The sequence below is a fragment of the Microcoleus sp. D3_18a_C4 genome, from assembly GCF_036702415.1.
Lineage (GTDB): Bacteria > Cyanobacteriota > Cyanobacteriia > Cyanobacteriales > Microcoleaceae > Microcoleus.
Window position 1 is genome coordinate 2120 of the sequence record NZ_JAUBTI010000132.1, and the last position, 14073, is coordinate 16192.

Sequence of the window (14073 nt, forward strand, 5' to 3'; positions counted from 1 at the left end):
ACAAAGAGTTAGAAACAGGCAAGATGCCTGTTCCACAAAGAGTTAGAAACAGGCAAGATGCCTGTTCCACAAAGAGTTAGAAACAGGCAAGATGCCTGTTCCACAAAGAGTTAGAAACAGGCAAGATGCCTGTTCCACAAAGAGTGAATTTTTTGTGGGGAGTAGGGGTTGGGCTTCTAGCCCGCCCCAAAATAAATTAAAGGTGAGAAATATGCAATTAGACAAGATGCGACAGCGCGAACAAAAAACCGGATGGATATTAGTAGCACCAGCTTTGATAATTCTGATGCTAGTATTTGCTTACCCAATATTGCGCGCTTTTTGGCTGAGTTTATTCACCCAAAACCTCGGTACAGAATTAAAACTGGTTTTTTCTGGTTTTGCTAACTACAGTCGAATGTTAGGCGACGGGCGTTTCTGGCAAACTTTAGGCAACACCACAGTATTTACTGTCGCCTCTGTTGTGCTGGAATTAATTCTCGGTATGGGCATTGCCTTAGTCTTAAATCAATCCTTCGCAGGGCGCGGCATTGTTCGCACAATCTCCTTGCTACCTTGGGCGCTGCCCACTGCATTGATGGGAGTAGCTTGGGCGTGGATTTTTAACGACCAATACGGCGTAATTAACGACATTTTGAGGCGATTGGGATTGATTCAAAATAGCATTAGCTGGCTGGGAGATCCGACTTTGGCAATGATGGCAGTAATTACAGCAGATGTGTGGAAAACTACGCCCTTTGTCAGCTTGCTTTTGCTAGCCGGATTGCAATCAATTCCCGGTGATTTGTACGAAGCCCACGCGATTGACGGCGCGAGTAGCTGGCAGAGTTTCCGTCAAGTTACGGTGCCCCTGCTGATGCCGCAAATTGTGATTGCTGTGCTGTTTCGATTTGCCCAAGCTTTCGGCATTTTTGACTTGATTCAGGTGATGACGGGAGGGGGGCCGGCGGGGGCAACGGAGACGGTTTCTATCTACATTTACAGCACGGTAATGAGGTATTTAGACTTTGGGTACGGGGCGGCTTTGGTGGTGTGTACTTTTTTGCTGTTAGTGGCAGCAGTTGCGATCGCCGCTTACCTGTTATCGAGAGCCCGCGCCAATGCAGCAGGAGGAAACTAAGACGATTTTAGATTTTGGATTTTGGATTTTAGATAACCAACAGTTGCACTTTTATCTCATTGGTATAAATTATGTCGATCGCCCGCGAACAACCTACCAAAAAAACCTTTAACATCCGGCAATTAATCTTGCCAATCTCAGCGCTCTTAATCGTCGCATATTTCCTTGCACCTATTATCTGGCAAGTGCTAACTTCTTTCAAAGTAAATGCGGATATTTCGGCGATTCCCAACGTCTACATTCCCAAACGAATTACTTTCGAGCATTACCTGTCCCTCTTCCAGCGCCGCCCGTTTGCACTTTACATTTTAAATAGCGCTTTTGTTTCCATTACTTCAACATTGCTGTGTTTAGCAGTAGGCGCTCCCGCAGCTTACGCTTTAGCCCGGTTGCGCCTGTGGAGCGAGAAAATCATCCTGGCAACTGTGACGATTGTAACCCTGTTTCCGGCGGTGCTGCTATTTTTGGGACTGCTGGAAATTGTCAAAGCTTTGGATTTAGGCAATAATTATTTAGCATTAATTATTCCTTACACTGCGATCAATTTGCCACTGACAATTTTGGTGATGCGGAGTTTCTTTCAACAGTTGCCCAAAGATTTGGAAGATGCCGCTAAAGTTGACGGATACAACACTTTTCAAATGCTGTGGCAAATCGTGCTACCGATGACATTTCCCGCGTTAGTCACAACGGGAATTTTAACATTTATTTCAGCTTGGAACGAGTTTATATTTGCACTGACATTTATGACTCGCGAATCTCTGAAAACTATTCCCGTCGCAACTGCTCAACTCAGCGGGGTGTCAGTCTTTGAGATTCCTTACGGGCCGATCGCCGCAGCTACCGTTTTGGGAACTTTGCCCTTGGTTTTGCTGGTTTTGGTGTTCCAGCGGCGCATAGTTCAGGGTTTAACTGCGGGGGCGGTAAAAGGATAAATCGATTTTAGATTTTAGATTTTAGATTTTAGATTGGAGAGTAGTCAGTAGTCAAACAAGCAACAGAAGATTAATCCGTGTATCCGTGTTTATCCGTGTCGTGCTGTTCTTACCAATTTCCAATTACCCATTAAAAATCATGGCAAAATTGCAACTAAAAAACCTCAATAAAACCTACAGCCCTAAAGTAGTTCCCGTAAAAGACATTAGTTTGGATGTCAGCGAAGGGGAATTTCTGACTTTGCTGGGGCCGTCTGGGTGTGGCAAATCTACGACGCTGCGGTTAATTGCAGGGTTGGAACAGCCGACTAGAGGCGAGATTAGAATTGGCGATCGCAATGTCACTTATCTCAGACCGGGCGATCGCGATATTGCAATGGTTTTTCAAAGTTACGCGCTGTATCCGCACATGACAGTATACGAGAATATGGCATCGAGCCTCAAACTTCGCAAAATCTCCTCCAGCGAAATCAATCGGTTAGTGACGGAAGTTGCGACATCCCTCGGATTGACGGAATTAATCGATCGCAAACCCGGAAAACTATCAGGCGGACAGCGGCAGCGAGTCGCCCTCGGCCGCGCATTAGTGCGCCAACCGGAAGTATTTTTGCTCGACGAACCTTTGAGCAATCTCGACGCATTATTGCGGGAAAAAGTTAGGGCCGAACTCAAACAATTGTTTTCCTCTCAAAAAGCTCCTGTAGTTTACGTCACTCACGACCAAACCGAAGCAATGACGCTTTCAACAAAAGTCGCAGTTCTCAACAGCGGCAACGTGCAGCAACTAGACCCGCCACACTTAATTTATACCCGTCCTGCCAATCAGTTTGTAGCCGGTTTTGTGGGCAGCCCGCAAATGAATTTGCTCGTGCTTAAATGCCAGGGCAATTTTGCTAAGTTGGGGGATTTTGGAGTTCCACTCCCAAATATGCCGACTGTGCCGCCAGAAATTGTGTTGGGAATTCGCCCGGAACACGTCGGCTTTGCAGATGCAGAGGCCGGCAAGATGTCGGCCCCAGAGGCAATTAAAGGTGAGGTTTTTTTAGTGGAAAACTTGGGGATGCAAAATTTAGTTAGCGTCCGAGTTAAAGGTGTGGAGTCAGTAACGGTGCGGGCTTTGCTGCCAAATGACCGCCACTGGAATTCCGAAATTGTAGAGCTGGTTTTTCCGTCTCAGTTGCTGCACTGGTTTGACGTGAAAACGGGCGATCGCTTGCAATAAGAATTTGCCCTGCATAGCATCATTGATTAAAAATTGTCTAACCCTGTGCTGAAAAATATTTTTTTTGCTTATAACTAAGTTATGACTTTAGTTAGAGGTAGAACTCTTTGGCGGCTGTTAAGGTGATATTCATGTGTGAAAAAGCTAATTGACTGACAAATAGGTGGCGTGTTTACCAGATTTTATCGCTAACCTATAACTCTATTTAGGTGGTTAATCGCAAGTAAAAGCTAAGTTGGCTAGACCTCGCCTTAGCTGCTCATCTTGGAGCCAGTCAATTAGATGAAAAAATGTTCAAAATTATCACCAATCTACTTCGGGAGTATTACTGAGATGAATTTGATTTCCACAGCCATTGCTCGCATCAGTTCCCTGCTTAAGGGCTTTCAACTCAAGAGTTTTTTGAGTGTTGTCCTAGTCGGTTTTCTGCTGCTAACAACAAATGTTGATTCGGGAAGCAGTAACAAAGGTTTTGGCGCGCAAGCCAGCTCAAAGGCCGATCTAAACAATCCTGAAAGACCCCAAACAACACGGGAATGGAGGCAAGAAGCTCGCGAAACATCAGACTCTCCGGGCGAACGAGTTCAGAAGATTGGGCAAGAGGCAGGAGCAGCCGTGAAAGAATTCGGGGAGATGTACCAAGACACTGCTAAGAGAAGTATCCGCGAATTAAAGGATTAGTAGCTCCAACTAAAAAAATAGACCTCTTGCAAAAATCCTTTCATCAATTGATGGGACGGGCAAGATGCCCGTCCCACAAGAGTTATTTTTTCTTGTGGGATGGGCATCTTGCCCGTCCTAATTATTTTTGCAAGAGGTCTAATATAACACTGAGAAACCTGATTGCTTTGGGGGCGTAGGCAAGAGTGCTCGCCCTTCCGGGTTTCTCCACACCTGAAAAGTTTGACGTTTAAATAGGTTGAGCTACTGAAGCTGCTGTGCATCTAATTTGACAGTCAATTTTTCTACAATTATTGTGGGACGGGCATCCTGCCCGTCTCTGTATTCAATTTAGATGCGTAGCAGCTTAATACGACAGACGCAATCAAGTAGGCGAGCATAAATAAACTAGAACAGATGCTCAAAAACCCAGTTTCTCAGGTGAAACTGGGTTTTTGAGTTGGAAGTCTTTTATGTTAAATTAAATCAAATTTGCGTTAAAAACCCGTTGATCAGACTCGGTGGTTAAAACTGAGATATTGCAGTAAGCTGAAGTGCATTTAAATTGTAGAGTCAAATTTAAGAAAAGTCTTGTGGGGAGTAGGGGTTGGGCGTCTCGCCCGCCCAAAAAATACAATTTAGATGCCCAACAGCTTATTCTCAATCAGCATTTCAAGGGCACGCTAGAAACAACAGCCCACCATATAGAATTTCCGCGTAATTCCTGATGAATAAACATCTTAACAGTCTTTGCTTTACCTGCCTGCTGTTCCTCCTGCCTGTTTGTCCTGCGACAATTGCCGGCGCTCAACTTCCCGAAACTTCGGAGACTAATGCCAAGCAAACAAATCTCCTCAAAAATGAACTGTTTTTTGGCTTAACCAAACCGGGAGACGAGACAATTTCTGAATCCGAATGGTAGGAGTTTGTCAAGGCGGTTATTACCCCTCGCTTTCGGGAAGGGCTAACCGTATTAGACGGCTCCGGGCAGTTTCTCAACAAATCGGGAATTCTGATTAGAGAAAACTCTAAAATAGTTATTTTAATTTATGAAAGTAGTCCTGAAAAAAATCAAGCTATTCATGAAATTATCGAAACTTACAAGCGCACTTTCCAGCAAGAGTCAGTGCTGCGGGCAACCAGCGAAGTTAAGGTTTCTTTCTGATTGGGTCATCGAATCAGCGTATTTATGATATTATTTGTGGTAATCAAGGTCATACCCTCAAAGATAAGTAGGGTGCGGGTGCAAGCAAAATCATAATTTTTGGGTATCGATCGCACACTGCAAAAAATCGTTAGAAAAACCTGCCCGGGAGAAAACAAAAACATGATGAACGACGGCAACCAAAAAGCTGAAGCGCCTGAAACCGAGGATGCACAAAATTTGTCCGGCATGGCGAAAGCTTTTCTTGTGAACGTGGCTTGGTCTTACGCCGAGGCATTGGAGCGAATGAAACGATCGCGAAATCCACAGGAACCCGCGCCGGAATCTCCGACAGAACAAGTCGAACCCGATACTGAAAAAAATTAATGAAAGGCTATTAATGCGATCGATTTGCCAAACTATCTGGGAGTGCGATCGAACGCAATAGTCAATTAGCTGTTTTGAGTTAAGAACAATCTACTCAGAACAGCGAACTGTGCAGCTTAAGCCGAATTTGTATTGGATTTTACAATAAAAAAAAACTGAAAGCCCCGTGACCCTTCAACAAGCTCAGGAAAAGCTTTAGTTTGGGGATGACAACTGCGTTGCAGGTGGGAACCGCAACCTATATCTATCCTTAAAAGGGATTTAAACTAAACAAAGTACGGTTTTACCGCTACAGTGTACAAAACAAATAACCAATTTTTAGATCGGTCTCATGTCTAATTCAAAAATGATTGGCAAAGCGATCGCAGGTGGCCTTTGCTTCGGCATCCTCGCCAGCTTCACCGCTTCACACGGCCCCGCATCCGCAGCAGCACCAATAATTGCCCAAGAAACAGCAGCCCCGGCCGCTAGCACCATCGACCAGCAACTCCTAGGCCAATGGCAAGGCACAGTCGCCTCCGGTCAGTCTTTCACCTTCGTCTTTGCCCCAGAAGGCAAATTGTTTCTCATGGCGAAAGGCCCCGATGGAGCCGCCCGCGCCAAAGAAATGAGGTACAAAGTTAATCTCGGTGAAAAACCGATGCACATTGATGTCGGCCTCAGCAGCACAGAAACCGTTCAGACTGTTTTTGAATTGACTTCCGAAGGTCAAATGCGCCTTCAGTTGCAAGGCACCAATCCCGGACAGGCGAGGCCTAATTCCTTAAACGAGCAGGCAACCGTGTTTAAAAAGGTCTCCGAGGCCACTGCACTGCCTGCTGACACTCAAGTCATCGGTTTTTAAGGAAAATTACTCACAGGCAGAAGGCACTCCAGTAGTTCTGAGTTTTGAGTTTTAAGTTATAAACAATTTAAAATTCAAAACTCATGCACAGTGAAGCGTTGCGAGGAATGTTAGCTTTCGCCATCTGTTATGCAAAGCAACCTTAAAATTTTCCCACTGCCTTCTGCCTTCAACAGGCCCTGCTACAATCCACTTAATCTCCCTTTAATTTTTGCCATAGACTTCCATGAGTGAAACCGTCCTAGAAGTTCGCAACCTGCGGGTTCAATTTCAATCTGCGGACGCAGGCGATGCGTCTGCAACCGTCAAAGCGGTTGACGGCATTTCCTTTGAGGTCAAGCGAGGGCAAACTCTGGGCATCGTGGGAGAGTCGGGGTCGGGAAAATCGGTAACATCCCTGGCTGTGATGGGTTTGCTTTCGAGTTCCTCAACGAAAATCGATGGCGAAATTTGGTTTTATTCGACAAAAGACGGCGCTAGCAATGGGCCCCTTAATCTGCTGGAAATGCCGGACAGGGAAAAACAAACATACCGGGGCAGCCAGATTGCGACGATTTTTCAAGAGCCGATGAGTTCGCTAAATCCCGTTTATACGATCGGATTTCAACTCACAGAAGCCATTTGTTTGCACCAACAGGTGTCGCAGACAGAAGCGCGGCGCCAAGCTGCTTCTCTGCTGCAAGAGGTGAAGCTGCTACCGGGCGACGATGAGCTCAGGCAGAGGTGTTTGGCTTTGCGACAAGAAGCGGTTCGGGAGGACGATCGCGATTTGATGCAGCTCGTCAACGGCCAAAAACAAGCTATGCTCGATCGCTACCCCCACGAACTCTCAGGCGGTCAAATCCAGCGCGTGATGATTGCAATGGCCATTTCTTGCAATCCAACTTTATTAATTGCTGATGAACCTACCACGGCTTTGGACGTAACCGTGCAGGCAACAATCTTAGCTTTGCTGCGGGAGTTGCGCGACTCTAGAGGCATGGCAATGATTTTTATTACCCACGATTTGGGCGTCATTGCTGAAATTGGCGATACGGTGGCGGTGATGTACCGGGGCAAGATTGTTGAGTGCGGTGCGATCGAACAAATTTTCAGCAATCCCCAACATCCTTACACAAAAGGTCTGTTAGCTTGCCGCCCAACTCTCGATCGGCAAAGGCGCCGCTTGCCGACAGTTTCCGATTTTATGGATGTCACCACAAATGCTAGCGGCGAATTAGTAATTGTCGAGAAAAATGCCGATTTAGACGGCGACAACAGCGGGGGAAATCCCGCTTTTGCCACCGGAAAACCGCCTCGGCTGCCGAATATTTCCGAGCCTTTGCTAGCTGTTGATAACTTGCGAGTCGGTTTTCCGGTGCAGGGAATGTTTGGCGAAACTAAACGCTTATTTATGGCGGTAAACGATATTTCTTTTGAGGTTTACCCTGGCGAGACTTTGGGTTTGGTGGGTGAGTCTGGCTGCGGCAAATCAACTTTGGCGAGAGCTTTGCTGCAATTAATTCCGATCGCCAGCGGTCAAGTGTTTTTTGAAGGTCAAGAAATTACGCCTCCTGCGAAAAGTAGTTCGGCATCGCAGTGGATGGCTAATTATCGGATGAAAAAAGAGTACGATCGCAAATTGCGGTGGCTGCGGCGCGATCTGCAAATTATTTTTCAAGACCCTTTTAGTTCTCTCGATCCGCGCCTAAATGTTGGGGATGCGGTGATGGAACCGATGGTGATTCACCGCTTTGGTAAGAACCACAAAGAACAGCGCGAGCGCGCGGCTTATTTGTTGGAGAGAGTGGGTTTAAATCCCGATTTTATGCGGCGCTACCCTCACGAGTTTTCGGGCGGACAGCGGCAGCGAATTTGTATTGCTAGAGCTTTGGCTTTGAATCCTAAGTTTATTATTTGCGATGAGTCGGTTTCGGCATTAGATGTGTCGGTGCAGGCGCAAGTTTTAAATTTGCTGAAGGAGTTGCAAACAGAGTTTGGACTGACTTATATTTTTATTTCTCACGATTTGAGCGTGGTCAAGTTTATGAGCGATCGCGCGATCGTCATGAACAAAGGTAAAATCGAAGAAATTGGCACTGCCGAGCGCATTTACCGCCAACCGCAGCAAGCTTACACGCGGCAACTCATAGCTTCTATTCCTGCGGGGAATTTGGAGCGAATTCGGCAACAGCAATTAGGCCGCAAATCTGCTTTGGGTGCTGTGGCGCCTTGGCCCCCATCGCCTGCTGATGAATCACAACAAAATTGATATCTAGTGTTTTAAACTCGTATCAATTACCTATTGCCCGTTAACAATTACCAATTACTAATTAGCCCTTACGCGCGAAAATAGGAGTGCAACGAAAAAATGCTACCAATATTTTTGTCATTTTATCTTCAGAAATCCGCAGTTTATCTTTATTGTAACTTCATAATTTATTGTCAAATTCAACCTGCTTGAACTTGACTAATATTCCGGGTTGTTCAACCCACAGCCAGCGCGCTCCACGCAGTATTTTCCTACATCAAACCCGGTCATTCCTGGACGATAAAAGTGGTATAACACGCTACTATAACGCGGTAAGCTGCTTCAGCAGAACCCTACATAATTAGGTTCTGCGTCCAGGATTAGCTAGATTAGGCTAAATGTCCAATGACTAAGAACAATAAGTAGCGTAGTATTATAGATAAACTCTCTCTATGAGTCGGAAAAAGTAGAAAATGCCCACCCCAGCTAAAAAGAGATTGCTCCCTAATTCCGTAAATACACTTAATTATCTCGTGAGGTTGCGTAGATTTACGCAAATTTTAAAAGGCTAGATTTCGACAGCTAGGAAAGTTTTACAATATTTAAACAGCTTTATTGTAATTTTGGCTCACCACAGGTAAAACGGGATCAAAAGTAAAAAAATGAAATCTTCTGTTCGTATCGAAGAATCAAAAAGCACTAAATTCTCGAACTTACTGCACCTGTTGTGGACAAAAATTACCGCAGCAGTCACCAGAATAGAAAAGGCAGAAGGCAGCAAGGAGTATGAAAAAAAAATTAGCGTAGGGACGATCGCCCCTGGCAGTGTATTCTCAATTTTGATAATTGTACTGCTTGTCTTAAATGGGTGGCTCGTAGCTGGCAACGGTGATAATTTCTACGATAGCCCACTCGCCCTGGGATTTTTGGGAATAGCAAATATTGTCTTTTTGGCGGTATCGGCGCACTCAAACACCTCTTGCGCCCTCGCCGGAAGCGATCGCCCATCCAGCGAACCCAACGGGGGCGATCGCTTTTTTAGCCTCTCGCCAGATATGCTGTGCGTCATTGGTTTTGACGGTTATTTCAAACGCATCAACCCAGCAGCAGAAAAAATCCTCGGCTATTCCGAAGCCGAAATGGTTGGCCAACTCTTCATTGAATTCGTGCATCCCGACGATCGCGAAGCTACTCTAAAACAAGCTGAAAGTATTGCTGCGGGGAATAATACCGTTGGGTTTGAAAACCGCTGGCGCTGTCGAAACGGGTCTTACAAGTGGATAGCCTGGACTGCTACCCCTTTCTGCGAGGAAGAATTGATGTATGGTATCGGCCGCGAAATTACCGATCCCAAACTCGCCCAACAGTCCCTCCAGCAAAGCAATTCTATTTTGCGATCGGTGATTGAAAGTACGCCGGATGTCATTTTTGTCAAGGACATTCAAGGTCGCTACGCGATCGCTAACTCCGTTGCTGCTGACTGGCTCTCAACATCAGTGGAGGCAATGATCGGCAAGGACGATACAAATTTCTTTCCCCCAGAAATAGCCCAGCAAATTATCGAAGCCGACCGCAGGCTCGTGACAGCGGGAGAATATTTAAATTATGAAGAAATTGTACCAAAAAATGGCGAAAATCGGACGCTACTAACAACAAAATGCCCTTGGAAAGACGCCGAAGGAAATATTATCGGCGTAGTTGGCGTATCTCGCGACATCAGCGATCGCAAAGAAATAGAAGCAGCGCTAATAGAGAGCAACATCCTGTTTGAAAATGTAATCGAAAGTACAGGCGACAGCATTTTTGTCAAAGATACTCAGAGCCGCTACCTATTGCTCAATTCTACGGCGGCGGGAATTATTGGCTTGCCAAAATCAGAAATTATTGGCAAAAAGGATGCAGAATTATTTCCGCCGGAGATTGCACAGATGCTGGTGGAAAATGACCGCCGGATCTGGCAATCAGGTATTGAGGAAACGATCGAGGAAGTAGTAAAAGACAGCGAGGGCAACATCCTGACAGTTCTTGCTACCAAAAGTCCTTTGCGCGATCGAGCTGGAAACATCACGGGTGTAGTGGGAGTTGCTCGCGATATTAGCGATCGCAAAAAAGCAGAAGCAGCGCTGCAAGAAAGCCAGCGTTTTATCGAACAAATTGCCAATGCTACTCCGAATATTCTCTATCTCTACGACGAGATCGAGCAGCGAAATGTGTACAACAACCGCGAAATCACTGTCGCGCTGGGCTATACCGTCGAAGAAGTTCAAAAAATGGGCAGCAGTCTGTTGCCGACCATTATCCACCCTGATGATTTAGCTAAATTTCCAGAATATTTGCAGCCATTGGAAACTGCTCCCGACGGCGAAGTTGGTGAGTACGAATACCGGGTGCGCGACAAAAATGGCTGTTGGCGCTGGCTAGTCAGCCGGGAAATTGTGTTTAGCAGAACAGAGGAGGGAAAAATTAAGCAGCGTCTCGGTGCTGCTACGGACATTACAGAGCGCAAAATAGCAGAACAAGCTTTAGCAGAACAATTAAAACTTTCTTTATTCACAGCAGATGTGGGAATTGGTCTAACTCAAAACCAGACTTTGCTTGCAACTTTGCAATATTGCGCCGATGCAGTTGTGCGCCATTTGGATGTTGCCTTTGCTCGGATTTGGACGCTGAATCAAGAGGGAAATGTATTGGAACTGCAAGCAAGCGCGGGGATGTATACTCGCATTGACGGCGCTCACAGCCGCATTGCTGTCGGTGAGTTCAAGATTGGTTTAATCGCCCTGGAGCGACAACCTCACATCACTAATTCTCTCCCAGAAGATCCTCACATCAAGGACAAAGAATGGGCGGCGCGTGAAGGAATGGTGGCTTTTGCTGGATATCCGCTAATTGTTGACAATCAGTTGCTGGGAGTTATGGCGATGTTTGCTCGCCAGGAGTTGAACGAATCAACGCTGATTGCTTTGGCGTCAAGTGCCGATGCGATCGCCCTTGGAATTAAGCGCAAACAAACAGAAGTTGCTCTCGCCACACAAAAGCAAACTTTGAGGGCAATTATTGACAACGCTCCGATCTGGGTATGGATGGCAAATGCTAGCGGGCGGATGTTATTAGTTAACAAAACTTTCTGCGAAGATGTGGCTATACCTGAATCAAGATTTTTAGCAGCCTCTCACTATTCCGAAGTTTTGGGCTTAGAACAATCTGCTAACTGCATGGCATCTGACGCGCAAGCGTGGAGCCAAGATATTCCATGTTATACGGAAGAAATTATAGAGCTTACTGATGGTGAATATCACCAGTTTGACACAATTAAAACTAAGGTCAAAGATGATTGTGGTAACGCGATCGGCTTAATCGGTTTGGGTTTGGACGTTACCAAACAAAAAGAAGCTCAAAGACAGTTGCAAAAGTCGGAAGCGAGATTCCGCAAATTAGCGGAGCAGGAAGCGCTGCTGAACCAGCTAGCTAGCAATATCCGCGAATCTCTGGATTTAGATACTATTTTAGCAACAACCGTGCAGCAAATTCGCGACTTGCTGCAACTCGATCGCTGTCAGTTTATCTGGTATTTACCCGACGCTTCGCCGCCGGTTTGGAATGTGAGATACGAGGCAAAGAATGCCGATTGGCCCTCGCGTTTGGGTTTATATCCTGTCGAGCCAACTGCTTCTATGGGTGAGCGGATTGCCAATTTGGAAATAATTCAGATCGACGATGTTGAGGCATTAACAGATCCAGCCGAACGGGAATTTTTAATGTCTGTAGGGCTCAATTCTCTGCTGGACATTCCCCTTCAAACACAGTCGGGTCAAATTGGCGCGATCCTCTGCGGTGCTTGCAGCGGGGTGCGGCTGTGGAGAGACGAAGAAGTGGAACTGTTAATGGCAGTAGGAACTCAATTGGCGATCGCCATTAATCAAGCCGAACTTTACGAAAAATCTCGCCTCGCCGCCGCCGAATCAAAAGCAGCAGCAATGCAGCAAAAATTGCTCAACCAGCTAGGCAGTCAAATCCGCGCTTCTCTAGATTTAGATACTATCTTGGCAACAACTGTGCGGCAAATTCGCGACTTGCTGCAACTCGATCGCTGTCTGTTTATGTGGTATACGCCCGAGGCCGAGACGCCCGCTTGGGATATCATCCACGAAGCTAAAAATGATGACTTGCTCTCGCTTTTGGGTTATTACCCTGCTGAGGTAACGGGGACGCTGGCGCAAAAGATAGCTAATTTGGAAATCTATCAAATAGATGATGTTACAACTTTCAGCGATCCAGTAGAAAGGGAATTCTTTTTGCAGGTGGGTTACAAGTCTGTCTTGGATTTGCCGGTTAAGAGTGCAGGGGGTTTAACTGGAGTTGTTGGCTGCACTTCTTGCCGCGAGATCCACAGGTGGACAAAAGACGAAGTGGAGTTGCTATCGGCAATTTGCGATCAATTGTCGATCGCCATCAGTCAAGCGGAACTCTACACTCAAAGCGTCGATTCAGCCCGGATAGCGCAAGAACAAGCAGCCAAACTCGAAGTAACTCTGTGCGAACTTAAGCTTGCTCAAACCCAGCTCGTGCAGGCAGAAAAAATGTCGAGTCTCGGTCAGATGGTAGCAGGAATTGCCCACGAAATCAATAACCCGGTTAGCTTTATCTTCGGCAATCTTACCTACACAGAAGAATACGCCAGAAACTTGATGAAACTGGTGCAAATGTATCGAGATGAATACCCGGAACCTTCTCCAGCGATTCAGGAGGAAATAGAAGTTTTAGAACTGGATTTTGTGCTAGAGGACTTGCCTAAAATGCTGTCTTCTATGCAGGTGGGAGCTACTCGCATCCGGGATATCGTGCGGAGTTTGCGGAATTTCTCTCGCCTCGATGAATCTGACATGAAAAAGGTTAACATTCACGAAGGCATCGACAGCACATTGATGATTTTAGAACACCGTCTGAAAGTTCAGCCGGATCGCCCAGCAATTCAACTCGTTAAAGAATACGGGCAATTGCCACTGGTGGAGTGCTACGCCGGACTGTTGAATCAGGTGTTTATGAATATTATTGCTAACGCTATTGACGTTTTACAACCACCGCTCGAAAATCCGGGAATTATCCGCATTCGTACAGAGGTAGAAGGTACTCTCGCTGTGATTAGAATTGCTGATAACGGTGCAGGGATGACCGCTCAAGTCAAGCAGCGGATATTTGACCCTTTCTATACTACAAAACCAATAGGTTCGGGGACGGGGATGGGTTTAGCGATTTCCCATTCAATTATTGTCGAAAAACATAAAGGTGAAATCAATTGTATTTCTGCTGTAGGGAAAGGAACTGAATTTACGCTCAAGATTCCGATTAAAAGCACAGAAAATTAAATTGTTTTTCGGCAAAATTAGTAAGGTGCCTCAATCGATTTTAGATTTTAGATTTTAAATTTTAGATTTTAGATTGACCCCAGGGATAAGGGAGCATCTCAGTTTTGTAAAAAGCATTTTTTTTATTGTAGTGCGAGCGTCCCCGCTCGCGTATTGTACAATACG

General features: G+C 45.9%; 9 protein-coding genes and 1 pseudogene. All 10 read left to right on the plus strand.

Going from position 1 to position 14073, the window contains the following annotated elements; genetic code table 11:
- Window positions 1–211 precede the first annotated feature (211 nt).
- The 10 genes and pseudogenes from QUB16_RS30280 (at window position 212) to QUB16_RS30325 (ending at window position 13908) form a co-directional block, all read left to right on the plus strand.
- A complete protein-coding gene (locus QUB16_RS30280; RefSeq protein ID WP_333321879.1) occupies window positions 212–1120 on the plus strand; it encodes a sugar ABC transporter permease in 909 nt (302 codons plus the stop codon).
- Window positions 1121–1191: 71 nt separating this feature from the next.
- Window positions 1192–2055, plus strand: coding sequence for a carbohydrate ABC transporter permease (locus QUB16_RS30285; protein ID WP_333321868.1), 864 nt, complete (start codon window positions 1192–1194; stop codon window positions 2053–2055).
- A gap of 139 nt (window positions 2056–2194) precedes the next feature.
- Window positions 2195–3277 carry an ABC transporter ATP-binding protein gene (locus QUB16_RS30290; protein ID WP_333321869.1) on the plus strand — a complete coding sequence of 361 codons (1083 nt, stop codon included), beginning with the start codon at window positions 2195–2197 and terminating at the stop codon, window positions 3275–3277.
- A 333-nt stretch (window positions 3278–3610) separates the two neighbouring features.
- Entirely contained in the window at window positions 3611–3958 is a 348-nt protein-coding gene (locus QUB16_RS30295; protein ID WP_333321871.1) for a hypothetical protein, read from the plus strand.
- A gap of 706 nt (window positions 3959–4664) precedes the next feature.
- Window positions 4665–4859 (plus strand): hypothetical protein, encoded by a 195-nt coding sequence (locus QUB16_RS30300; protein ID WP_333321872.1) that lies wholly within the window; start codon window positions 4665–4667, stop codon window positions 4857–4859.
- A gap of 12 nt (window positions 4860–4871) precedes the next feature.
- Window positions 4872–5102 (plus strand): annotated as a pseudogene (locus QUB16_RS30305) (DUF3574 domain-containing protein); the annotation flags it as partial.
- 162 nt (window positions 5103–5264) lie between these two features.
- Window positions 5265–5468 carry a hypothetical protein gene (locus QUB16_RS30310; protein WP_333321873.1) on the plus strand — a complete coding sequence of 68 codons (204 nt, stop codon included), beginning with the start codon at window positions 5265–5267 and terminating at the stop codon, window positions 5466–5468.
- A 331-nt stretch (window positions 5469–5799) separates the two neighbouring features.
- Window positions 5800–6312, plus strand: coding sequence for a hypothetical protein (locus QUB16_RS30315; RefSeq protein ID WP_333321875.1), 513 nt, complete (start codon window positions 5800–5802; stop codon window positions 6310–6312).
- A 226-nt stretch (window positions 6313–6538) separates the two neighbouring features.
- Entirely contained in the window at window positions 6539–8563 is a 2025-nt protein-coding gene (locus QUB16_RS30320) for an ABC transporter ATP-binding protein (protein ID WP_333321876.1), read from the plus strand.
- A 641-nt stretch (window positions 8564–9204) separates the two neighbouring features.
- A complete protein-coding gene (locus QUB16_RS30325; RefSeq protein WP_333321877.1) occupies window positions 9205–13908 on the plus strand; it encodes a PAS domain S-box protein in 4704 nt (1567 codons plus the stop codon).
- Window positions 13909–14073 lie beyond the last annotated feature (165 nt).

Bases quoted from the DNA above. Each gene is read 5' to 3' on its own strand.
- QUB16_RS30320 (WP_333321876.1), top strand. From the start codon at position 6,539: ATGAGTGAAACCGTCCTAGAAGTTCGCAACCTGCGGGTTCAATTTCAA.
- QUB16_RS30315 (WP_333321875.1), top strand. From the start codon at position 5,800: ATGTCTAATTCAAAAATGATTGGCAAAGCGATCGCAGGTGGCCTTTGC.
- QUB16_RS30285 (WP_333321868.1), top strand. From the start codon at position 1,192: ATGTCGATCGCCCGCGAACAACCTACCAAAAAAACCTTTAACATCCGG.
- QUB16_RS30310 (WP_333321873.1), top strand. From the start codon at position 5,265: ATGATGAACGACGGCAACCAAAAAGCTGAAGCGCCTGAAACCGAGGAT.
- QUB16_RS30290 (WP_333321869.1), top strand. From the start codon at position 2,195: ATGGCAAAATTGCAACTAAAAAACCTCAATAAAACCTACAGCCCTAAA.
- QUB16_RS30300 (WP_333321872.1), top strand. From the start codon at position 4,665: ATGAATAAACATCTTAACAGTCTTTGCTTTACCTGCCTGCTGTTCCTC.
- QUB16_RS30295 (WP_333321871.1), top strand. From the start codon at position 3,611: ATGAATTTGATTTCCACAGCCATTGCTCGCATCAGTTCCCTGCTTAAG.
- QUB16_RS30280 (WP_333321879.1), top strand. From the start codon at position 212: ATGCAATTAGACAAGATGCGACAGCGCGAACAAAAAACCGGATGGATA.
- QUB16_RS30325 (WP_333321877.1), top strand. From the start codon at position 9,205: ATGAAATCTTCTGTTCGTATCGAAGAATCAAAAAGCACTAAATTCTCG.